The organism is Arcticibacterium sp. (assembly GCF_055134445.1).
The window spans coordinates 1-23,649 of the sequence record NZ_JBSRVI010000068.1 but is presented as its reverse complement, the minus strand read 5'-3'; the positions used below and the strand labels follow the sequence as shown (position 1 = coordinate 23,649).

The 23,649-nt window shown below is 38.5% G+C and carries 20 protein-coding genes; 4 read left to right on the top strand and 16 right to left on the bottom strand.

Annotated elements, in window-relative coordinates:
- Positions 1 to 2 precede the first annotated feature (2 nt).
- On the bottom strand, positions 3 to 1,187 hold the full coding sequence (locus tag ACTBZY_RS09330) for a thiolase family protein (protein WP_463046065.1): 1,185 nt from the start codon (positions 1,185 to 1,187) through the stop codon (positions 3 to 5).
- A 98-nt stretch (positions 1,188 to 1,285) separates the two neighbouring features.
- Here ACTBZY_RS09330 and ACTBZY_RS09325 point away from each other — a divergent pair, with 98 nt between their 5' ends.
- Complete coding sequence (locus ACTBZY_RS09325) at positions 1,286 to 2,278, top strand: aldo/keto reductase (protein WP_463046064.1); 993 nt, start codon at positions 1,286 to 1,288, stop codon at positions 2,276 to 2,278.
- A 132-nt stretch (positions 2,279 to 2,410) separates the two neighbouring features.
- On the opposite strand, the gene ACTBZY_RS09320 is transcribed toward ACTBZY_RS09325, so the two are convergent.
- A complete protein-coding gene (locus ACTBZY_RS09320; protein WP_463046063.1) occupies positions 2,411 to 3,148 on the bottom strand; it encodes a phytanoyl-CoA dioxygenase family protein in 738 nt (245 codons plus the stop codon).
- A 257-nt stretch (positions 3,149 to 3,405) separates the two neighbouring features.
- On the opposite strand from ACTBZY_RS09320, the gene ACTBZY_RS09315 reads away from it, so the two are divergent.
- The gene (locus tag ACTBZY_RS09315) at positions 3,406 to 5,124 is read left to right on the top strand and encodes a DNA polymerase III subunit gamma/tau (protein ID WP_463046062.1); all 1,719 of its coding nucleotides are present in this window, start codon (positions 3,406 to 3,408) and stop codon (positions 5,122 to 5,124) included.
- On the opposite strand, the gene ACTBZY_RS09310 is transcribed toward ACTBZY_RS09315, so the two are convergent.
- From ACTBZY_RS09310 to ACTBZY_RS09275, 8 genes are all read right to left on the bottom strand, one after another.
- Entirely contained in the window at positions 5,121 to 6,563 is a 1,443-nt protein-coding gene (locus tag ACTBZY_RS09310) for a 3-coathanger stack domain-containing protein (RefSeq protein WP_463046061.1), read from the bottom strand. The two genes, ACTBZY_RS09315 and ACTBZY_RS09310, sit on opposite strands and share 4 nt — an antisense overlap.
- A gap of 278 nt (positions 6,564 to 6,841) precedes the next feature.
- Positions 6,842 to 7,546 carry a 3-keto-disaccharide hydrolase gene (locus tag ACTBZY_RS09305; RefSeq protein WP_463046060.1) on the bottom strand — a complete coding sequence of 235 codons (705 nt, stop codon included), beginning with the start codon at positions 7,544 to 7,546 and terminating at the stop codon, positions 6,842 to 6,844.
- Positions 7,547 to 7,643: 97 nt separating this feature from the next.
- Positions 7,644 to 9,101 (bottom strand): Gfo/Idh/MocA family protein, encoded by a 1,458-nt coding sequence (locus tag ACTBZY_RS09300; protein ID WP_463046059.1) that lies wholly within the window; start codon positions 9,099 to 9,101, stop codon positions 7,644 to 7,646.
- Between the two features lie 292 nt (positions 9,102 to 9,393).
- Entirely contained in the window at positions 9,394 to 9,981 is a 588-nt protein-coding gene (locus ACTBZY_RS09295) for a TMEM175 family protein (RefSeq protein WP_463046058.1), read from the bottom strand.
- Positions 9,982 to 10,089: 108 nt separating this feature from the next.
- Complete coding sequence (locus tag ACTBZY_RS09290; protein WP_463046057.1) at positions 10,090 to 10,893, bottom strand: alpha/beta hydrolase; 804 nt, start codon at positions 10,891 to 10,893, stop codon at positions 10,090 to 10,092.
- Positions 10,890 to 11,897, bottom strand: a complete 1,008-nt coding sequence (locus ACTBZY_RS09285) for a LacI family DNA-binding transcriptional regulator (RefSeq protein WP_463046056.1) — start codon at positions 11,895 to 11,897, stop codon at positions 10,890 to 10,892. Before ACTBZY_RS09285 ends, ACTBZY_RS09290 begins: the two co-directional genes overlap by 4 nt.
- Before the next feature lie 117 nt (positions 11,898 to 12,014).
- Positions 12,015 to 12,782 (bottom strand): FkbM family methyltransferase, encoded by a 768-nt coding sequence (locus tag ACTBZY_RS09280; protein WP_463046055.1) that lies wholly within the window; start codon positions 12,780 to 12,782, stop codon positions 12,015 to 12,017.
- 390 nt (positions 12,783 to 13,172) lie between these two features.
- The gene (locus tag ACTBZY_RS09275; protein ID WP_463046054.1) at positions 13,173 to 13,304 is read right to left on the bottom strand and encodes a hypothetical protein; all 132 of its coding nucleotides are present in this window, start codon (positions 13,302 to 13,304) and stop codon (positions 13,173 to 13,175) included.
- Between the two features lie 336 nt (positions 13,305 to 13,640).
- On the opposite strand from ACTBZY_RS09275, the gene ACTBZY_RS09270 reads away from it, so the two are divergent.
- Positions 13,641 to 14,066, top strand: coding sequence for an abscisic acid-deficient protein Aba4 family protein (locus ACTBZY_RS09270; RefSeq protein WP_463046053.1), 426 nt, complete (start codon positions 13,641 to 13,643; stop codon positions 14,064 to 14,066).
- 7 nt (positions 14,067 to 14,073) lie between these two features.
- On the opposite strand, the gene ACTBZY_RS09265 is transcribed toward ACTBZY_RS09270, so the two are convergent.
- From ACTBZY_RS09265 to ACTBZY_RS09245, 5 genes are all read right to left on the bottom strand, one after another.
- Positions 14,074 to 14,946 (bottom strand): LamG domain-containing protein, encoded by an 873-nt coding sequence (locus tag ACTBZY_RS09265; RefSeq protein ID WP_463046052.1) that lies wholly within the window; start codon positions 14,944 to 14,946, stop codon positions 14,074 to 14,076.
- Positions 14,947 to 14,984: 38 nt separating this feature from the next.
- Positions 14,985 to 17,900, bottom strand: a complete 2,916-nt coding sequence (locus ACTBZY_RS09260; RefSeq protein WP_463046051.1) for a reprolysin-like metallopeptidase — start codon at positions 17,898 to 17,900, stop codon at positions 14,985 to 14,987.
- A 395-nt stretch (positions 17,901 to 18,295) separates the two neighbouring features.
- Entirely contained in the window at positions 18,296 to 20,329 is a 2,034-nt protein-coding gene (locus ACTBZY_RS09255) for a hypothetical protein (RefSeq protein WP_463046050.1), read from the bottom strand.
- Positions 20,326 to 21,135, bottom strand: a complete 810-nt coding sequence (locus tag ACTBZY_RS09250) for a PorV/PorQ family protein (RefSeq protein ID WP_463046049.1) — start codon at positions 21,133 to 21,135, stop codon at positions 20,326 to 20,328. The genes ACTBZY_RS09255 and ACTBZY_RS09250 overlap by 4 nt, the downstream gene beginning before the upstream one ends.
- 248 nt (positions 21,136 to 21,383) lie before the next feature.
- Positions 21,384 to 22,541 carry a hypothetical protein gene (locus tag ACTBZY_RS09245; RefSeq protein WP_463046048.1) on the bottom strand — a complete coding sequence of 386 codons (1,158 nt, stop codon included), beginning with the start codon at positions 22,539 to 22,541 and terminating at the stop codon, positions 21,384 to 21,386.
- Between the two features lie 91 nt (positions 22,542 to 22,632).
- On the opposite strand from ACTBZY_RS09245, the gene ACTBZY_RS09240 reads away from it, so the two are divergent.
- The gene (locus ACTBZY_RS09240; protein ID WP_463046047.1) at positions 22,633 to 23,253 is read left to right on the top strand and encodes a thymidine kinase; all 621 of its coding nucleotides are present in this window, start codon (positions 22,633 to 22,635) and stop codon (positions 23,251 to 23,253) included.
- A gap of 6 nt (positions 23,254 to 23,259) precedes the next feature.
- On the opposite strand, the gene ACTBZY_RS09235 is transcribed toward ACTBZY_RS09240, so the two are convergent.
- A partial coding sequence (locus ACTBZY_RS09235) for a molybdopterin dinucleotide binding domain-containing protein (protein ID WP_463046046.1) occupies positions 23,260 to 23,649 on the bottom strand: 390 nt, incomplete at its 5' end.

Here is a 23,649-nt window from a genome sequence, read left to right as displayed (position 1 = left end):
ATTTATAAGTCCAAGTTCTCTACAATGATGGCACTGGCTCCACCACCACCATTACAAATAGCTGCCATACCATATTTTGCTTTTTTCTGTTTCAAAACATTGAGAAGTGTAACGACTATTCTACTTCCTGAATTTCCTAAAGGATGACCTACTGCCAGAGCCCCGCCATGGATATTTACTTTCACTGGACTTATTTCTAATACCTTCATAAAGGCTAATGGCACTACCGCAAAGGCTTCGTTTACTTCAAAGAAATCTATGTCAGAAATGTCTAATCCAGATTTTTCTAATACTTTTTTTGCAGCTAGAACGGGAGCAGTAGTGAAAAACATTGGGTCTTGCTCGGCTTCTGCATAGGCTACTATTTTGGCTTGAGCTTTTAGTCCTTTACTTTTTAGCGTTTCGGCGTCGGTCAAAACCATACTACTGGCCCCATCACTCATTGGACTGGAACTCGCTGCTGTTACGGTTCCGTCTTTTGAAAATGCAGGTCTTAAAGTTCGCATTTTCTCAAAGTTGGCCTTAGAAAAAGCTTCATCCTGAGTTAAAAATTGAGGTTCTCCTTTTCTGGTTGGGATTTCCATTGCAATGGCTTCTTCATCAAAAACGCCTTTCTCCCATGCGGCAGCACATCTTCTATAGGATTGTTCGGAGTAGTCGTCCTGCTCTTCTCTTGTTATTTCATATTTCTCGGCGGTTTTATCACCACAAAGTCCCATAAGGCAACTATTGTACACGTCTGTTAAACCATCTTTACTGAGAGCATCAACCAAAATTTTGTCTCCAAAACCTAAACCAAATCGTGCGTTGGGTACATAATGAGGGATGTTCGACATACTTTCCATTCCGCCAGCAATGCCTATACTGACTTCACCAACTTTTATTTCGTTTGCTAATATGCTGATGGCTTTCATGCCGGAGGCACAAACTTTATTTACAGTGGTGGCACATACGGCGTCTGGTAATCCTGCGGCTTTTGATACTTGCCTCGCAGGTGCTTGACCTAAATTGGCGGAAATGACATTTCCAAAAACTATGGTTTCAATATCTTCGGGTGACACTCCCGACTTCTCTAAAGTAGATGCTACACTCTTTTGGCCAAACTCTATGGCCGATACTGCACTGAGAGCACCACCGTAACTTCCTATGACGGTACGGCTGCTACCTAAAATAAATACGTCTTTCATTGATTTCTTGTTAGTCTTGTAAAATGAAGTTTTAAAGTTCTTTTAATATAAGTAAAAAGAATTGATTTTTGATTTTCAACTAACAAAACCCTTTTGACGTGAAGTACAGAACACTAGGAAAGACCAATATTGAAGTATCAGAAATTAGCCTTGGCACCTGGCAGGTAGGCGGGAAATGGGGAGAGCCATTTGATTGGACCTCAGCAGATAAGATTTTAAATGAAGCTGTGGATGGCGGAGTGAATTTCATAGATACGGCAGATGTGTATGGAAATGAAGTAGGTGAAAGTGAATGGGCGGTTGGCAAATTTGTCAAAAGTAGGTCTGAGAAAATTTATGTAGCCAGCAAATGTGGAAGGCAGTTAAATCCGCATAATAATGAAGCTTATAAACCAGCAGCTCTAAGGAAGTTTGTGGAGGATAGTTTGAGCAGAATGGGTTTAGAAACCTTGGATTTGATTCAATTGCATTGTCCTCCAACCGAAGTTTTTTATAGACCAGAAGTTTTTGAGCTTTTTGATAGATTAAAAGACGAAGGTAAGATTCAAAACTTAGGCATAAGTGTAGAAAAGATTGAAGAGGCTTTGAAAGGAATAGAGTTTGAAAATGTAACTACGGTTCAAATTATCTTTAATATGTTTAGACAACGCCCTGCTGAGTTATTCTTCGAGCAAGCGAAAAAGAAAGACATAGGCGTTATAGTAAGAGTGCCTTTAGCCAGTGGACTATTGACAGGGAAGTTTTCTAAGGACTCTAGTTTTGGAGAAGGCGACCATAGACAGTTTAACAGAAACGGCGAGCATTTTGACAAAGGAGAAACTTTTGCCGGAATTGATTATAATTTAGGTTTAAAAGCTGTGGAAGAATTGAAAGCCGTTTTTCCAAATCAAACTAATTTGGCCCAAGTGGCCTTAAAATGGATTTTGGGTTTTGATGCGGTAAGCTGCATTATTCCTGGTGCGAGTAGGGTAGAACAGGTTAAATCTAATTTAGGTGCATCAGAAACTCCAGCTTTAAGTGCTGCACAGAAAGAGGCCGTGAATAGAATTTACGAGAAGTATATTAAAAAGAGCGTGCATCAGATTTGGTGATTTTGTCTTAAATATTATTTATATCACGTTCCTAAATATATTTTTAGTTAGCATTTGTAAGGTCATTTTCAATGACTTCTTCAAAAGGAGAGCGTTTTCGTGTTCTCCTTTTTATTATAAAATTTGCATCGTTTAGACATCCAAAACAAAAGCTCCTTTCTCGCCAATTCTGTCTTTGGTCTCTCGAGTAATATACCTCTGCTGATCTACCTGCTGTGGGAGGTCTCTAGCACAGAAATAACTATGGATACTTCGGCGGTCTTTTTGGGTAAGGTTTGTGGTGCCGCCATGCCATACATGCGAATTAAACACCACCACAGAACCAGCTGGTGCCAATATCAGGATTTCATCAGAATGCTTTTGAAGTGGATTTTCTAAGGCGTCATTCGGCAATACGTTTAATTTATGTGTACCAGGTACTATTCTGGTGGCTCCGTTGTTGAATACAAAATCATCTAAAAGCCAGATGGTATTACAGACCTTATACTCACCATTGGCTACTGTGTTACCCCAATCCACATGAAGCTTTTGTAGACCTTTGCCAGGTTTGGCGGCCCTGTAATTTAGTGATGAAAGCTTATAATCTTTGCCAATAACTTTTTCAACCGTGGCCAAAACTTTTGGATGCATATAAAACTGGTCAAATACCTTTCCTTTGTTTACCAAATCAGCCAGTCGATCAACACCATCCTCTGTAGGATGCCGAATATATTTAGAATCAAATAGTTCAGAGCCGGCCTTTTTTCCTTCTTTGGCTAGCAGGTCATCAATTTTATCATTGACTTCTTTTACTTCTTGGCTGTTTAATAATTGACCCAGATTTAAAAATCCGTCACGGTCAAGTGACTCCATTTCTTTTTGACTTAGCATTAATAGGCTTGAGTTTAATGTGATGTAATTTCGTGACCTGTTCTGATATTTTCAAAGAATTTGAGAAAAACATAAACTACAATCAAAACTCGATAAGAGTATTTTGCATGGCGAATTCTGCGGACATGTATGGCTTTTTTTAACTTCAATTTATACTTCCGTACTTTCTTCTCAAAAACTTAATCCACCTCAATTGTACATCAAAGTTTTCCACGCTCTTCCACTATTAGGAACATTCTTTTTTATATTTGCCACCGATGGAACAGTTCGTAGTATCAGCTCGAAAATATAGACCGGTAACTTTTGATTCCGTAGTGGGTCAAAGTCACATTACCACCACTTTGAAGAATGCAATTAAGACGGAGCACTTAGCTCAAGCGTTTCTTTTTTGCGGTCCAAGAGGGGTAGGAAAAACGACCTGTGCCAGAATTTTGGCCAAAACGATTAACTGTCAGAATGTAGGAGCAGATACAGAACCTTGTAACCAATGTACAAGCTGTAAAAACTTTGCTCAAAACGCATCTTTCAATATCCACGAGCTAGATGCTGCCAGTAATAACTCGGTGGAGGACATCAGAAATCTTATAGACCAAGTTCGTTTTCCGCCGCAAGATGGAAAGTTCAAAGTCTATATTATAGATGAGGTTCACATGCTGTCTTCAGCGGCATTTAATGCTTTCTTGAAGACTTTAGAAGAGCCACCATCTTACGCCATATTCATTTTAGCGACTACGGAGAAACACAAGATTCTCCCAACGATATTAAGCCGTTGCCAAATATTTGATTTCAATAGAATTCAGATAAAAGACATGGCAAATCATTTGGCTGAAATTTCTTCCAAAGAAGGTATTGAGTCAGAACCAGAAGCTTTGGAGCTTATCGCTCAAAAGGCAGATGGTGGATTGAGGGATGCCTTGTCCATGTTTGATTTGAACGTAACCTTCTCTACAGATAGAAAACTGACTTATGCGGAGGTTTTAGAAAATCTTCACGTTTTAGATTATGACTATTATTTCAAAATAACCGATGCTCTTTTTACAGGAGACCTTTCAGAGAGTTTGTTGGTTTTAAATGAAATCTTAGAAAAGGGCTTTGACGGACATCAGTTTGTGACGGGTTTAAATGGGCATTTTAGAAATCTATTGGTAGGGAAAGACGCCAGAACCATCGACTTGATGGAAGTGTCTACTTCTGTAAAACAGAAATATCTGGACCAAACTAAAAAGCTCAGTCAAGGTTTCTTGATGTCGGCTTTGAGTATAGGTAGTCAGGTAGATTTGTCTTATAAATCTGCCAAAAACCAAAGACTTCATGTAGAGATAGGGCTCATGAAAATGGCCAGTATCTCTCAGGTACTTAACTTAAGCACGCTTCCAAATGGGGAGGCTGAAAAAAAAAACTCAACTAGTGTAAGTTCTTCTATTGCTCCAGCGGAAAAAAAGGAGACTGCTGTTCTTCCTAGGCCAGAAATAAAGGCAGAGATGCCAAAGCCGGCTGGTGTAAGACCGAAATTTAAATCTTCAAAGTTACGCTCCACGGTGGATTTAGAGGAAGAGATTCTTCAAAAGGGTACTCCTGTGGAGGTTAATAAGCAAGAGGAGGTTCAAAAGGTCATAGAAAATAAGCCTTTTACTGTGGAAAGCGTCAAAGGAGCACTGCTAGATTGCTGTAAAATAATGGAAAAGCAGAGTCAGCACATGATTCTGAAAAGTGAGTTTGATTTGGAGGATGGACTTATTACGCTAAAGTTGGTTAATCAAACCTTAATGGATTTGTTTGACGAACAAAAGCAAGACATTCTTGACCACATTAGGAAAAACCTACAAAACACATCATTACAGTTAACTTCAAAACTGGTTGCCGTCAAAAATGAAGGTAAACCTAGAACCGAGCAGGAAAAATTTAAGGCGATGCTAGAGAAAAACCCGGCATTGAAAGACTTTAAAGACGAATTAGGATTAGATCTGATTTACTAGTTTGGGCATCCCCCAATTGTGGTTTCAAATACGGTACCGGCTTCCACTTTAAATCCAGGATTCATCTGAATATACTTGGATGTAAGCTTCACTTTGGACAGCGAACCCGTAAACTTAGAGTTGGTATTTATGGAGCTTTCCGCTGTTCTGCTTAGGCTTTTGGAGAAATCGGCGGCATTTATGTTTAATTCATCAGGACATGGATAAGCTAATTTCACTAACCAAAAGTCTGCTCCCCCTTTATTGCCAGTTAAATTGCCATTAGAAGAGTAGGAGTGACCAGAGATTAGAAAACCACCATCTGCAGTACCTGTGATACTTGTAGGGGATTCAAAACCACTTCCCCCTAAAACGTTTATCCATTGTGTCCCTCCAAAAGGAATTATTTCGGTAACTAAGATATTTGAAGTATCGGGTTCTGAGCCTGGAAGCCAGTCAGAGAAGGTCTCACCTACTACTATTGGTTGAAAGCTAGACTCATTGAAGTACATGTCTTTCGCAAAGTCGTTTTTAGCACCTCCCACCGAGAAGCTTGTAATGTTTGAGCCTGTGGTGTCTACGTTTTTAATCCAAAAGTCAACTCCTCCAGCGTTTCCTGGTGCATTTGTACTTGAGCCTAATATTAAGAACTCATTGGTTTCGTTCATTACCACCCTTTCTGCTATATCATCTCCGGTGTTTGAGTAAAACTTGGTCCATTGTGGCAGTCCAGAGGTATTTATTTTAAAAAACACGATATCAAATCCAAGAGAAGTATGACTCACACCGTTTATGGTAGTGGAGTTACTCTCCCCTAAAACATAATAGTTACCGCTATACTCCAATATATCAGCCGAATATTCATCAGCTGTTCCGCCATAGGTATTTTGCCAAGAAATAGCTCCAACAGCGTTTGTCTTGACCACCCATAGTTCTAAAGCTTTAGAAGTCATGGTTTTAGTAGCGTGAAAAATGAACCCGCCATCCGAGGTTTGAATTACTTTTCCTTTTACTTGTGGGTTACCTCCGTAGAAAGTTTTGAAGCCTTGACTTCCGTCGTTATTAAGTTTTAAGAGCCAAACTCCTGCTTGATTAAAATCATTATCAGCGGAAGCTACATAGCATAAGATAATTATACCACCATCGGAAGTAGGTGCAATTGATGCGGGCATGTCATCTAAAGTTCCGCCAAAGTTTTTTGACCAAGATTGAACACCGGTTGAGGTAAGTTTTGCAACATAAATATCAGAGGCTCCTTTATTGGCAGGAATATCTCCAGTCGCATTAGATTTTGTGCTGCCTGCAATGAAAATATCTCCTTGAAAGTTTTGGACAGAAATTAAATTAAGGTCGTCACTAGAGCCACCAATACTCTTTTGCCAACTAAGCGTTGGAGCTTGTGCAAAAGTAAGCATGCTAGTAAAGACTAACACGAAAACGTGAAGTAGGTATTTTTTCAATTATTAGGAAGCGTAATTTTATAAAAACTGACAAATGCTTTTAAAAGTATCTAAATACACTAGAAAAACACCAATTAAATGATGTTATTTTTTAGATTAATGCCGAACTGTGTTTTGTGGCGTATGAATTATGCTTTGTTAATAACGAAAATATGTGTTTCTGAAATACCTTTTACTAATCTATATGGGTGTATTTTGGATAAGGCATAAAAAAAGCAGTGGCAAAAGCCACTGCTTTATAAAGATTGTTGATCTAAACTTTAAAACTTAGGTTAGATTTATAGACTTAGATCTTTGATATGAATGTTTCTAAAAGAAAGCACTTCACCATGACCAAGGAATCCGACATGTCCGCTAGTTCTTGCCAAGCCAGGATGCTCTTTTCCGTCTAAAGTTCCTTCTTTGCTAGCTTCTAGATAGTCGCCATCTAAAATAGTGGTTCCGTTTAAAACTACCTTTATTTTAGAACCTTGTACTGTTACTACCTCTTCATTCCATTCGCCTAAGGGTTTCAGAAATCCCTTTTTTGCAGGTATTACGCCGTAAACAGATCCATGGTATTGGTAATCGTGCAGGTCTGCGTATTTATCTGCCGTGTTATCTAAGATTTGCAATTCAATGCCCTCATAAGCGGCATCGCCTTCTAAAGGAGCATGGATACCAAGACCGTTATTAGCACCTGGAGTTAATTGAAATTCGAATTTGAAAATGAAATCACTGTATTCTTTTTCTGACAATAAATTTCCACCGCTTCCTTCGGCTCCCTTTTCTTCTGGGTTTACGGTGATTACGCCATCTTTAACAGTATAAACAGCTTTGTTTCCTATCCAGTTATCTAAGTTTTCTCCATTGAAAAGCGAAACAAAACCATCGTCAGAGCTGGCTACTTCTTCCGTAGTTTCGGTTGTTTCAGTACTGGTGCTTGTACATGAATAAAGGGCAACAGGTAAAGCTAGAGCTAAACCAAGCGTAGTTATTTTCATAAGTATTTAGTGAGTTATAGTTTATCTTATTTTGAGCGTAAAATTAAAAAATTACAGCTCAGTTTTATTGGAACCGAGCTGTAATATGTAATAGAAATTAAACTTCCCAGCCTTTTCTGTAAGTTCTACCTACAAATTGATTTGCAGCTTCTAGGTTGGTGATACGCATATTTTCACCATCCCATAGGAGTTTCTTTCTTGCAAAGAATTCCATTTTGCCTTTGCTATCTTCTTTTCTGAGCATATAACTTCTAATGGCTAGATTGCCCATTAAAACAGTTTCTGTCATTGGGCCTGCATAATCAAAAGAAGAAGTAAGTGCCATATGTTCTGGACTTTTAAAACCAGCTTTACATGCATCGACCCATTTTCTTTGGTGGCCATATTCTGGCTCATCACTTTTCTCTACATCCGGACCAAAATCTTTGGTACCATCATTAAGGTAAAGTTTTGGCATTAAAGGAGAACTATCATTAATATTGGTTGATATAATTCCTTTCTCACCAACGATTAAAACACCATTCTGGCTGTCTTTTCCTCCTATATCGTCATTTGCAGGAATGATATCTGGGTGAGAAGGTCTGATACCGCCATCGCTCCATGTCATTTCTATGGGCGACTTGCTTTTTGCGGTAGCACCAAAATTTAAAGTAATAAAAGAAGAAGGAGGGCAGCCTTCTGGGTTATAATCGGCATTCCACATTTTAGAATAGATAGAAGCCACAGAGCATTCTGCTGCGGTAGGATATTTTAAGCCCAATGTTCTAAAAGGAATATCTATTAAGTGACATCCTACGTCTCCTAAAGCTCCTGTACCATAATCCCACCAGCCTCTCCAGTTAAACGGATGCATGTTAGGAGTATATGGTTTTAGTTCATTAGGTCCTAGCCATAGATCCCAGTTAAGGTCATTTGGTTTTAGGCTGGCATCTGGTTGTGGCATGGCATTTCCTTGTGGCCATACTGGTCTGTTCGTCCAGATTTGCACTTTAGAGATTTTGCCCATTACACCAGAGTCTACCCATTTCTGCACCATTCCTAAAAGCTCATTTGAACCTCCTTGGTTACCCATTTGGGTAACAATTTTGTTGCTTCTGGCTAATTCCGTTAAGATTCTAGCTTCACGAATATTATGCGTCATAGGCTTTTGCACATATACGTGTTTGTTTCTATCCATGGCATACTTAGCAGCAGGGCCGTGAACGTGGTCTGGCGTAGAGATTGTAACGGCATCGATATCCTTTTCCTTGTCTAGCATTTCTCTATAATCTGCATAGAGTTTAGCTTTAGGAAAAGCCTTTACTGAGGCAGAAGCAGAACCTGAAAAATCTACATCGCAAAGAGCAACTACTCTTTCTCTACCCTTTACAGAGGCATTTCTGATGTCGCTGGCACCTTTACCACCTGCACCTATCGCTGCTAGATTTAATTGATCACTTGGAGCAGTGAAACCCACTCCACCTAGAACGTGCCTAGGTACCACAAAAAAGGAAGAAGCTATAGCTCCCTGCTTAATAAACGACCTCCTCGAGGTACTGTTTTTTTTAGCTTTCATTTTTTAAGAGTCGAATAAATGGTTGAATTAAAGTATTTCGTTATTTGGGTTTTGTTTCTCCAAATACTTCTTAAAATTAATGAAAATTATTATATCTAAAGTCCTAATTCTGCTTTTGTTGAGTGCTGAATTTAGGGTTTTGTCTAGTATTTCAAGCTTAGCATATTCATAAAGACCTGTGGTATTTCTTTTTAGGTCTTGTGGAACAAAAAAGTGGAGATATATAAACGATGCAGTGGCTATTAAAACCTTAAAGATTTCTTTATATAAGCTTACGGTCTACGTAGAGCTTTTAATCCTGATTTTGATGATTGAAAATAATTTCAATTCTTTGGTCTGGTATGAGCCACATTAAAGCAACTAAAACATATAGGATGCCGGCTATCCAAACGCTAATCCAACAAGAGGCAATGGCCAGAGCGTATAAGACTGGGGAGATTTTACCTTTTATATCTTTACCAATGGCTTTAGATAGTAAGGAATCTGTTCCATGATTTTTTATAATGGTATTTTGTAACATGCCATAGGCAATGGCCGCCATGAGTAAAACTACCCCATAAAGGGCCAAAGGTGCTTTTGTAAAATTGTTTTCTCCAACCCAGCCAGTGGAAAACGGAATAAGCGATAGCCAAAATAATAAATGGAAGTTGGCCCAGAGTATTTTTCCAGAAACCATTTTAACGGTATGCATCATGTGGTGATGGTTGTTCCAATATATGGCTATATAAATAAAGCTTAGCAGGTAGCTCAGTGCTACAGGAATGAGGGGTTTCAAGTCGGTAAAGTTATCTCCATGTGGCACTTTGATTTCTAATACCATAATGGTAATAATGATGGCCAGCACCCCATCGCTAAAAGCTTCTAAACGTCCTTTATTCATTATTGTCTCTTATTTTATTGGGTAAATTTAGCGTTTATTGTTTTATGGAAACTTTTCATTTAAGTAAGAAATGGAGCGGTGGTGGTTTGGGAAGTAAATCTTGTTTTATTACCTGCTTTTAAATAGCCTTTCAAAGGCTTTATAAACGGAAAGATGTAATGCATCTCCATGTTTTTGTTTAGGGAAATAATCAAAATAGACCTTCGTGTTTCCTAAAGCTCTTCTTTTCTCTTTTTTATAAAGTTTTTTTGCCGTTTTTTTCATGATATGCCCTTCTTGACCTACAGAAATATAAATAGCTTTGATGTTGGCATCATAAACAGGCTTAAACGCTAATAGTGATTGGTTATCCCACCATAAGCTGGGACTTACCAGTATATAATAATTAAACAAATGTGGTTTTTTATACAGGATTTCTGTTGCCAAAAGCCCACCGAGAGATTGACCAATTATAGTTTTGGAGGGAGAAGTTTTGTAAGTTTTTTGAATCAAAGGTTGCAGTTCATTTTCAATGAATTGAATGAAGTTTTCAGAGCCGCCAGTGGTAGGGAAGTTCTTTTGATCTTGTACATTATGAGTAGGAAATGTAAAGTCATGTTTCCTGTCAACATTGGCAATCCCCACAACGATGCTTTCTGGAAGCATATTTATCCATGAGAAAGAGCCAAACTGAACTAGGCCGGAAATATGCATAAAGTCTTCGTCTTGTGAACCATCTAACAGGTAGATTACAGGATAAGTTATGCTGGAATCATGGGAATAGCCTAGAGGTAGATAAACATTGACACTTCTATTTTCATCTAAGATTTCAGATTGAAAACTTAGTACTTCACCAATGCTTAATGGTCTTACATCTTGACCAAATGTATCCAAGCAGAATAGAAGGAACAGGAATAGATATGAATTTTTCAATTTATTTTTTTGACAGACTTCATTTCAACCAACTGGCAAGTTGTTCTTTGATGCTCCACGGTTTCGTCAGTACCTTTTAGTTTCCTCACCAGTAGTTCGGTTGCTATATGACCTATTTCATCTGCAGAATGGAAAAAGTGAGTAGTATTCGGGTGCATCACTTTTGGGAGGGTGCCGTCAGAGATAACGATTAAAGAGATGTCTTCAGGAATACGTATACTTTTACTGTTAAGATAATGATAAAGGTTAAGGGTGAGAGTATCTGACATGGTGTAAATGGCGGTCAGTTCTGGATTTTGTTCCAAAAAGTCATCCATGGCCTTACCGAAATCTTCCGAATGATCCACCATCAACTGTACCCCTTTTACTGCACCATTTTGTTTTTCAACGGATTCTTTAAAACCACGACTTCTTTTTATCGCGGTAGTACTTTGAACGTTTCCAAAAATACCTCCGATATTGGTATGGCCCATTTTAATGAGGTATTCCACGGCATCTTTGGATATCTTTTCACACTCTATACCTACTGTGCTGATATGGTCATTTCGCCACATTCTGTCTAGCATCACTATAGGAGCACCATTATTCGCTAAAGGAGATAGATCGTTGTTTTCATGTACTCCAGCACCCAAGGATAATAAAATACCATCCACAGATAGTTGATTACAATAGTCTATAATTTCAAGTTGTTTTTGGTAGGAATCTTCAGACTGAAAGACTAGCAGAGAATAGCCCTTTTCTTTTACCACTCTGGAGATACCATCCATAAGTGTTGGAATAAAGAACATATCGTATCCGGGTAGTATCAAAGCAATAAGCCCTGAGCTGTTTGTTCTTAAATACCTGGCTCTTAGATTGGGAAGGTAATGATACTTTTTGCTGGCTTCTTTAACCTTGGCTTTTGTTTTGGTGCTTATGTCTGGGTGATCAGAAAGTGCTCTCGATACCGTGGAGATAGACATATCTAAGATTTTTGCTAAATCCTTAAGTGTGATTTTTTCCATCTGCTTTTAAAACATTCCCTACTCCGAACCAATTCATGGACGGAATAAGGAAGCGTCATTCAAGAAATATTTTAAGACTATTGAAATTAGATATTAGTCCTGATAAATCCGAAGGTATTAGGTTTTTTTGAAAATCAAGTTTGCAAACCGGGGTATCGTATTTGGGTCCTTAATGAGGTGGTCATTGCCATCAATCCAGAGACATTCATACCCACGTCTGTGAAAATAATTAAATATTTTCACTTTTGTTTCTTCGCGTACTTCTATGAAGAAAATAGTCTTATCTAACTTTTGCGATAAACCACTCAAGACATCTTCTTCAAAACCCTCTACATCAATTTTTACAAAATCAGGTATACCAAATTCCGCTAAAAGCGTGTCAAATTTTCTTAAGCTCACGGTATCTGAAAACCCCTTGTAGTGCTCACCAACAAACTCTTTTTTGAACGAGCCGCTTCTTCCTCCGGTTTCCGTGTCTCTAAAAAACTCTAAATGGCTGTCATTATCCCCTAGACCAGCGTTAATACAATGAACATTGGAGCACTGATTGATATTGACATTAAACTGAAGAAATGCAAAGTTATTATAGTCAGGTTCAAATGAGATGACCCTTCCAGAATCTCCAACCATTTGACTAAACGGCAAAGCATACTGACCAATATTACCACCAATATCAAAAACCAAGTCACCAGAATTTACATACTTTTTTACTTTGTTCTGAAGATGGTTTTCATACGAGATTTTCCTCTTGAACAAAAATGTAAGATGCTGAGCTTTCTCATAATGAAGTTTCATTTTGGAGCCATTAATTTCTTTGATGGAAATAGTGGTTTTTGAGAAGGATTTAACGAATGCGGAAATCACATCATAAATCATTGTTTTCATTCCTAGGCTATTTGGTTGGCGACTTTTTATTCCGTTGACTTAAAAAACTAAGATATAAGTCTTCCGTTTAAAAAACCTTTTTTCAGGTATTAAAGGCAGCAATTTAAAACCTTTTTCCTGAGTTTATTTAGAACGCTACGCACTATATTTTATTTCTTGTGAAGACCGCATTTGGCTTTTAAATGTCATTTTTTTTAACAGAAAACAGTGAATGAAATTAATGCGGAGATGGGTGTTTTTTTTGGTGACCATAGGGGTGTGAGCGTAAGGGAGTTAGAGCATGGACCTCTAGATCTCCTATTCGTTTTTCTAAAAATGCGTAGGAGATAAAATGTAAGATTGGTCTAAAATCGGTGATCTGTGAAATTATTATTTATCCATATTTTATTTCTAATTGTTGGGTATTGGCTGAACCATAGTTGTGCCCACAGCTATACTAATGGAAAAGCCAATTCCTAAATAGTCCATGTTACCTAGAATAGAACCCAGTATTACGCCAAAAGGTATACCAATTGCTGCCATTCCGATAGCGATTAATAATTTGGGTTAACGACCTTTTCATTTGATTTGCTTGCCCTTTTTCCGACGAATGACTTGTGTTTATGGCTTCAATTTCAACATTGATAATTTGAAGACTTTCATTAGAAAATGTATGACTTTTTAACTCCTGCTGTAGACCTTAAAATTGGAGGAATTGTTTTAGTTTCTAGCTGTTTTTTTTGCCTTTTGTGGAGGGTTTTAACTTTCATAGTCAATTTTAAACTTATTAATAAAGCCGCTGGTATGTTCTAAAGAAAGCTTATTTTGAGATTACTTTTGTTCTAAACTCACAGTAGGGGTATTTTAAATAATAAAAAAATGACACCATCATCCATCTTCTCTTTCGGAAACTCTTTTGTTATACTGGGTTGGTTACTCTTGCTTATTTTACCTCATTGGAAATACACCCAAACACTAGTTTTGAATGGGGTAATACTTCTTTTGGCTCTGATATATGCCTATTTGCTAATTAAGGATCTAAGTTGTTTTGATATGGGTAGCTTTAATTCTCTAGCCAGTGTAAAAGCTCTTTTTACGAGTGATACCGCTATTGCGATGGGCTGGTTACATTACCTGGCTTTTGATTTATTTGTAGGAGCGTATGTCATAAGGAAATCAATAACAGTGGGTGTGCCAAGATGGCTTTACAGCCTGATTCTTCCTTTTGTGTTTATGTTTGGACCCGTTGGTTATGTCATCTTTGTTATTGTCAAAGCTGTTAGGACTAAGTCTTTGGTGGAATGAAAATACGTTAATTAAGTTTTGATAAATCCTTAATTTCTCTTTCATTCAAAGCTCGGTCAAAAACGACCAAGCCGCCTATTTGGCCTTTGAAGAAGTTTCCCATACCTCTTTTGAGTAACACAGCCCCAACCGTGAAATCGGAACCATTGCTGCCCATTCCATCTGGGAAGTAATAAGGGTTTTTACTGTGAGTTAAACCTTCAGGTGTTTCTTTAAAGCCTTCTGTATGAAGAATTAATTCAGGCTCGCGTGATTCAAAAACGCCATTCAAATAGGATTTAGCGTAGGTGCCATCATAGGTAAACGCCACTACCGCCCATTGATTAGGTGTGACCTTTTGTTTGCTTGCAGAATAGTCCAAAGAGTAAGGGTATGGCGGTGTTGGTCTGCCTGTTTTAGAGATATGACCACAGACTTGGTTAAAGCCATTATAGTGGGGTAGTGAAACGAAAAGGCCGTATTGACGTTTTCCTCCATCTTGATATTCATTCCACAAGCCTCCCACAAATCCGGTTTGTTCCCCGGTCCATTTTACCCATGCTAAAACGGTGACTTGCTTAGTGATATTTAGAGCACCAACTTCAGCGTATGGAAGGGTGAGATATTGGTTTCCTGTTAACGCTATGGAATGGCCAGAAAGTGGCCCTTCATTTAACACCTTAATTGCTGCATCAGATTCTTTTAAGGAGAATTTAGCCATACCTATGGCCTTCTTGGCTTTGCCAGTTTTCTCTTTAAATTGCCAGAGAGCAACTAGGTTTTCTGTTGCTTTTATTTTTTGAATTAAGTCTTTATTTGGTTTCGAATAATTGTTTTGCCCATTGACGGACTGGCTTAAATAGAGTGCAACTAGAAAGACTAAAAGAGAAGGTTTGAACATTGATTACTGAAATAATAGGATTGAAAGTTGATTGATTTTTAATTACACCCGCCAATTTGAGCTTTAAAAACTGCTCCACTTCTTGCCTCAAATCCTGGGTTCATTTCTACCTTTTTACCGGCATCATAAGTTACATTTCCACCAGTAAGCTTATTTGTGGCTGAAATTAATCCAGGGTTACTTACATTACTGGTTTGGAAAGTTTGTGTACCGGAAGAAATGTCGTTTGCCGTAGAAACTAGATTTAAGGTACTAGGACATGGACCTGCTGTAATTATTAAAGTCTTGGAATTGTTGCTAAATAAGATACAAGACCCAGTGTTATAGGCAGCAGCTTCTGAGCCACCAACAAATGAGGCGGTGTTTGTACCATTGGCGTATGACAGTCCTTTGACAGCGTAAGTCCCACCAGACAGACTAGTGAAATTGGCTGTTGAGGATACGGCAGCAATATTGCCCGTTGCATTGTTTATTGCCGCATAGGTATAAGAAAAGCCTCCTGGGTAAGTTGCTGTTTGTATAATATCTCCTCCTCCAGAAAAAGTAATGGAGACATTCGTCAAAGTGAAAACATTATACAAAACTAAATAGTAAGTGGTACAGGTATTTAAGGTAATGGAAGATACTTCATTATAGAAATCATTGCCTTTTATACTGGAGCCAATAAAGGCTGTACAATTAATAGCGGAAGAAGATAATACAGTCATTCCCACACTGTTATCTGAATTTAATGAATAAGTACCACTAGAGGTTACCTGAAAGGGAAGGATAACAGAATTATTAGAATAACCAGGGGCTTCGCAAGCAGTTTCTGCAGCATTGCTTCTTACAAAATTTCTTGGGCTTTGACCGGCAAAATTTGTAGTGAACGTTTTACTGGCTAATTCAGAACCAGTGAAGTTTGAGAGCGACAGATTAAAAGCTGCATTACCAGGACTTCCTGAAACGGTATTTGTTGGACAAATAAAGGAGGTCACCGCCGCACAAGTAGAGGTGATAGTCAAATTAGCATTATTGATATCAAACCATTCAAATCCATTGCCACCTAAACTTGAAACTTTAATTCTAGCTTTTACTGTGGCAGGAAAGTTAGCAGGAATAGTGACGGATTGACTTCCGTCGTTTGGTGTAGAAGCCAAAAGTATGAATGGAAAGCTAGTTCCATCTATAGACATTGAAATTTTAACATTGGCCGATAAGGCGTTTGTGCCATTTACATCCCAGTTCACGGTAATGCTGCTGCCAGCCGCCATAGTAGAAGCAGTATTATGACTTGTTATTTGAAATGGTCCTGTAGCGTTTACGGTAACTACCAAGGGTTGAGAATCAACACCTCCGCCATTTGCCTTATTATCTCTAGCTGTAAGCCTGAAGTTCATGGTTCTAGCTACCTGCGGTAAATCTTCGCCTTCATTATCCGCTGGATTATTGGCGTTGTTAAGAATAAAATTAATGTCTGGAAAAGTTCTAGAGGGTGAACTGGAAATTCTACTTCTAAAGAGTGGGGCCGAAGCTGTACTGTTTACTGCAGGGTAACCTCCTGTGCCGTTTATAGAACTTCCCAAAGCCCCCTGGTCACTACCGGAAGCATTATCCATTTGTTCCCAAGTATAGCTTAACACATCGCCAGCATTGGCATCAGTTGCACTTCCGGTTAGAGAAAACGGGGTTCCTTTTGGAATAGTAGCTGCAGAGCCAACACTGACTACAGGCGGAGTGTTTCCTGTAGCCGCGGTGGTAAAACAATTACTAACTCCGCTCATTTTGGTGAAAATCTGGTCAAGGCTTTTTGCGTGGAAGTAAGATTCGTTGTTTGGTGAGGTTAAAACATAATTTGTAGGAGAGGAACAGTTGTTTCCATAAGCCATGAGTGTGCTTCCACTTCCAGGTTCTACTGCGGTGTTACTGTCCCATCCGCCAGTGCAAAATGAGGTATTACCGGGACTACCTCCAACAGCATTATAGGTATGCCATGCATTAAACTGGTGCCCAACTTCGTGGGCAAAAACACCAACAATAAGTCCTAAAGAGGAGCCAGTGCCAAATTCTGTCCAGCCAGAGGATTTGCTAGCATTTACACAGGGAGAACCTCCTCCAGTTCCTCTAGCACCTCCTTGTGCATCGTAATGATTAAAAGTGTGCCCCATGTCATATTCAGAATACAACAAGGAAGCATTTCCATTCATAATGTCAAAGCCATCTTGGCTGTCACCGGCATCACCAAAGTTGGTGTTTACGTTGAAAGGGTCTGTATTAGGGTTTGTGAAGATTAATGACAAATTAGTGGTTTTCGTGATGACGCTAAATTGCATGGATGCTTCTACTTGATAGATTAGGTTGGTAGCGTTCATAATGGCCACTATTCTATCTTTTGCCAATGCTTGACTTCCATAGGCAGCTGTCATTTCTCCTGTGGCGGCTCCTGCAAACCTGTACGTTCTCATTTGAGTACCCACAGGGAAATTAGCAGCACTCAATATCTTCCCATTGTTATCCGTAATCTTACTTTCTGACGGGTTTGATATACCGCATTCTCCAGTTGGGCTTTCATTTATATTGTAAATGCTATACCTGCCTTCTTTAGCATCAATGGGTTCAATGATATAATAGCCGTTTTGGTACCTCATGATAGCAGTAAATCCGCTAGGTGTTAGGCTACAGCGAGCAATGGCACTGCCATCAAAATTCTGGGCGGAAAAAGTTAAAATATCAGAGGGTTGGGTCTCCATAAGAGCGGAGTAATCAAGCTTAAAAGTGGTCATTTCACCAGTTGGTAAAGGAAGTTCTAGGTTTAAAGACAGTGTTTCAATGGATGCGGTGTGCTGAATTGCGGCCCGATGAATAGCGTCAATATTAATGGAAACTTCTTTTCCGAATGCTAATTTTTGGGCGTTAGATGAATAGGAAAATGACAGTGCGATAGAAACGCAAAGGAGAGTAAATATAGTTTTCATGGCAAAATAGGGTTTGAGTCTTAACTTCTAAGTTATGGTTTTTGTATTAGATTTTTTTGAATCGAATTTGAATTTTATGGAATGGTAAATCGGGTTTGGGGCACAATAGCTTAATTCTGTTATTATGCTAAAACCTTATGAGGCACTAGAAAGCTTATGATTGATTTAACCCGGTTTATGTATTGGATAATCGCAATGAGTGTTTTATAAGGCAATAAATCAATCTTGAGGTTCACCTACATCCGTATCTATGGTTTACTATATTTTATCGGCTAAAGTGCCTGAAATATGGTAGCTTAAGCGTCTCCATATGCTGTAATAGAAAAGTTTTTGTTCTTTAATGTCAAAGGATTAAATCCTTGTAACATCGGGAATTTAAAGATATGCTCTGAGCCTCAAAACCTGTACCTCATCTGTAATTTCACGTCTGTTCTGTGTGGAACATCCAGCTCATTATTACCAGAACTAATGGTATCAGTATCTTTCAGTGATGTACGGGCAATCCTGGCCCAAATGTCGATGTTTCTATTCACCGAATATCTTCCTAATAAATAGGCTCTGTAACCCTTGCCAAAGTAAGCTGGAAATGAAACCGTGTAAAGCACGTCATTTTCGTAGGCGTAGATTCTAGAATCGTAAGAGTCCGTTTTGAAAAGGGCTATTCTACTTTTAATTTGAAACCGGCCTATGTTTCCTTCTAAGTCTTGAATAAGTGCTACTCCTTTAGATTTAGGAAGACCGTCGTATTGAAATGCGTTATACTGCATCCTTGTTTGTGATTTTAGTTTCTTATTGAAGTTAAATTCAAACTGTGCCATTAAGTTTTGGCGGGTTGTTTTTACCAAATAATCAGATACGGTTATATTATCGGGGAAGTTCTTCTCCTTTTGTTCTCTATGATATTGTGTATAGAAAATCCATTTCTTGGTAGGTTTTAGGGTAAACCTTAATAGGTAATCGTCTCCGTCAGATGGACCATCCACCAAGTATCTTAACCAAGGGAACTTGAATTTGTCGTAAAATGCAGCAAAGGTATAGCCTTTTTTAGGCGTATATTTTATGCCGGTATAAATACCTTTTTCATTGATAGTTCGGCTTCCCTCCCCAAAAGCGTTGGCATAAAAGCTATGAAAATTACGGTCATAGTTTCTGAAATTTAAGGCCCATTCTATTTGCGGGCTTAAGGAGGCCACAAAACCACCAATCGCCCCAATTCCACCACTCGAAGAACGAGCGGCTTCACCGAAAAAATTAAAATTTTGCCAGGAGTATGAAAAATTTGGACCTACCACCATGTTTTGGTTTCCTTTAAATTCAAAAACGGCATATTCTCTAAATGTTCTTTCTAAAAGCCCACTGTAACTCGTATTCAGCACCGTGAATCCTATATGCCCATTAGCGTGTCGCCATTTTGCATTTAGTCCCATGCTTGTTTCTTTTAGTCCACCCTTTTTATCTATTTCGGATGCCGTTCTGTGTAAGCCAGAGGCAGAAATGGAGCTAAAAACATCTTCTCTATCCTCTATTTCAGTATTTATGCTTGCGTCTCTTTTGGTTAAAGAGCCGAAAGCCGTTAGATCTACCTTACCCATTTGAAATGTGGCTGCAGCCCCTCTTAAAAAGCCTCCTTCCAAAACAGAGTTATGAGATCTTATACCCAAATCACTTCTTCTGGTGGTGTAAATGGGTTCTGCTCCTTTGCCAGCGGCATAACCTCCAGCCATAATGAGTCCCTGACCAAACTGGAGTTGATAATCTCCAATAATGGCACTCTTGAGTCTCCCTTTGTTCTGAAGTAAGAAATGAAAGGTAGTGTAATCTGCAATGTTGGGCTCACCTTGATCTTTTTCCATAATAAACCCCAGGCTAAAATCTTTAGCGTGCTGCAATCGATAACGGGCATAAAGTTTTTGGGGTGAACCTAAGTATTTGTTTTCCTTAAATCCTTTCGCTTTTTCTAAGGTTTGTTCTGTTCTAATAACCAAGTAATGGTCTGTGGCTCTATTAAAGATTCCTTTAACATCATTTGTAGAAATACCATTACTCACGCTCACAAAAGGGAGTAGTGTTTGAATGGTTTCAGAATCAAAACCCGCAATGGTCTGGAGTTCATAAAGGCTGAGTAATCTACCATACTTTTCTATGTGAGCATCGAAATTATTAATCTGGTCCTCAGAAAGGACAAATAAGCTTCTGAGTTCGTCTGGTGTAGTTTTGTTGAGGTCAATGGGGTTGAGATAAAACTGTAATAAGGCTTCGTATAAATCATCATAGTTAACGTCTTCTTGTTGTGTGGCTACTAGCCTTTGAATAAAGTTTTGTAGATCTATTTCCACTCTGGGAGCGTCCAAACGTGTCACTTGAGCTTTACCGATATGCATCATAAAGAAAGCTATAATGGTCAATATGTATTTGATTTTCAGTCTCATTTAAGCTTTTTTGGAAAGTTTAGCTGCAAACTGAAATGATGCGAAAGCCCTAAAGTTGGATGCGTGTTAACGGCATAATCAAATTGCCATTTTTTATAGGCGTATCCCGTTCCGAAGTGATTGGTTCTTACGCCTGAGTTTATTCCTGTTCTAAGGAAGAAGTTTTCAAAAAGCATATATTCTAAACCGGCTTTTAAAAAGGGGTTTTGCTTTATAATATATTCGGTTTCTGCCGAAATGGTAATCTTAACGCTGGGTTGAAATGCCCCTCCTAATCTTAAAGTGGTGGGTATTTTCTGGAAAGAAGATAATGCAGCACCTGTTAAATTAATGGCCTGAAAGCCTAGCCTAAACGCTGAGGAGAGTTTTGCCATTACGCCAAACTCGGTTAATAGGGTATTATGAGCGGAGATATTTTCCATTACCACTCCTAGATAAGAGACTTTCACGCCTAATGAAACGTTGCCTGTGTTTTTGGCTACGGCTATGCCGACTTTGTTTTCATTGTATTGCTGATCGCCAAAACGTTCCGCTCCCAGAGCTAATGTTCCCCATTTTTGAGGACTCACGGCAGATAAAGAAAGGGTTGAAAGACCGACTATATCAAACCGAGAATCATAAGACGAATTAACAACAGTATTTTCTAAAAAGCTTAATCCAGCAGGGTTGTAAAAGAAGGTTTGACTGTGCGATAAGGCCACCATGGCATGCCCCATTCCCCAGCTTTTACCTCCTACATTTGAGAGGCCATTTTGAGCAAAACTGAGGGTAGTTGTGATAAAAAAGTATAAAAGGGTTTTCTGCATGGAAATGAAAAATAACCCTTTTTAGGCAAATTTAGAAAAATAATTCAAATTCGTTTTTAGCCCTTATGTCGAATAAATGACTCAATTTGCCATCATGTTTTGTCTTTTTGTGAAATGAATATTCCTTGAAATGCCTTTAGGATTCATTTTAAAGCGTATTAATAAGCTTCGGTCTAGCACAAAAAAAGACTCCTGAGTTTGGAACCCAAGAGTCTTATTAATTTTTGAAAGAAATTAAAAGTTTCTACTTAATTGAATTTTCGCTCAATGAGGGCATAAAACTCTTCTGCTTCTGCAGAGTTACTATCCCACTGGAATCTAGAAGCTATTTCCTGGTTGACATGGCTCATGGCTTCGGTGAGCGAGCTATAGGTGTCTAAGGCTTCTATAGTTCTGTTATAAGCATCCTGATTTCCGCTAAATAGATTGTTAATAAACAGGAAACGCTGATTTAGAGAAACACCACTTTTAAGACTATTAATCTTGGATCTGCTATGAGAATCTAAAAGGCTGGTGTTTGTTTCTGCCACTCTTTTATCGTTTAATGTTTGGCTACCATTTAGTAACCTATCATTAAAGCTGATGTTTTCAGTTACCGCTGCTTTGAATTTAACCTCTGGCCTATAAGCTTCCACAGGTTTCTCTACGGTTGGCATTTTTACCGTAACAGGCTCTGGTCTTTCCATAACCATGGCAGGCTGAATGACCACATCGGGCTTTTCTTGAGAAGGTTGTAATTTCCTTTCCTGAGAAATAGAGGCCTCGAATGCCTCCTCAAAGAATGACTTATTGGCATTATTACTACTCAGCGTTAATTTAAGTATGCCATCAAAATCTTCCAAAATTTCGGATGCGTCTTCTAATGTATATTTATTGAAAATTTCAGACAAGCTTTCTATACCCTGATTGGCATAGATGGGGCCTCCACTTAGCTTGCTTTCTAGTTCAGTTAATACATCTTTGTTGATAAGAAAATACTTTTTGTTGGCGTTAATCCACTCCGCAGTCAATTTGAACTCGGGTAGATTTCGCATTAAATTTTCAAAATAACCTTTTGGTTCTATTGCGAGTTGAAGCGTATCCTGAACGGACTTTGCCAATAAACTCTCAAATTTATCTCTGCTGACAGAAATAAATTTAGACAAGGTATTCATGAAATCCTTTAATGCTATTTTAACTTCTTCGTTTTCAAAGTCAAAAAATGGACTCTTTAACCGACTACTTTCTTCTTGCCATTTTTCAAACAAGTTTCTGATAACTAATAGGTTAAGTTGCTTTATCTCTGTTATCTTCAGAATGTCTCCACCAGAGATGGTTTTCTGATTTTGGAAATACTCATTGCATATGAGATTAGAGAAAGCTTTTGCGTAAGTTTCGACATCTGCCGAATTCCATTTGTACGTCATTTTCAAATTCGTTTCTTTTGTAGGAGCATGTAAGTGAAGTAAAGTTACAAAAAGTGCTCCACTTTTAGCTAAACGAAAAAAAAGTAAATTTATGTTTATCGAGCCAAAAAGAGATAGTTCAAAAGACCAGAAGATGGGATGGGTGGAACTGATATGTGGCTCCATGTTTAGCGGAAAGACAGAAGAGCTGATCAGAAGGCTAAATCGTGCCAAGATAGCCAAACAGAATGTAGAGATTTTTAAACCGAGTATTGATACCCGATACGACGAGGAAGACATTGTTTCGCATAATAAAAATGCCATCAGATCTACTCCTGTTAACTCTGCGGCAGAGATATTACTTTATACAGGAAACTGCGACGTGGTAGGCATAGATGAAGCTCAGTTTTTGGATAAAGGTGTGGTGGAGGTTGTGAATAAACTGGCAAACTCGGGTAAAAGAGTGATCGTAGCAGGCTTAGATATGGATTCTAAAGGTGAACCCTTTGGGCCAATGCCCGCTCTAATGGCGGTAGCAGAATATGTCACCAAAGTACATGCCATCTGTGTGAAATGTGGAGATATAGCTCATTTCTCTTATAGAAAGGCCGTAGATGAAAAACAAGTACTTTTAGGCGAATTAGACAGTTATGAGGCCAGATGCCGTAGGTGTTTTATTCTGCCTAAAGAAACAGAAACAGATGTGGAAATGGATTCCACATCCGTTGGTTAAATTTTATTAAGCGGCAATCTCAATATATACCCTTACATTACTAAAGGCTGCATTTCCTGTAAGTTCATCTATAAGCAGGTCGTCTGTGAGGTCGTTTACACTTACGCCTGGGTTTTTCTGAGCTACACGTAGCTTTATGTTTCCTTTTTCGTGACCATAGCCATGTGGGATTACGAGTACGCCTGGCATAATGTCTGTGGTGACTTCTGCTTCTATACTGATTTTTCCTACCCTAGATGTAACAATAACTTTATCTCCAGAGCTAATGCCTTCTTTTTCTGCATCGGCAGGGTTAATGAGAACTAAACATCTATTTTTTCCTTTTTGAAGCAATTCAGAATTATGCATCCAACTGTTATTATCTCGCAAATGCCTTTTACCAATAAGTAGATAACC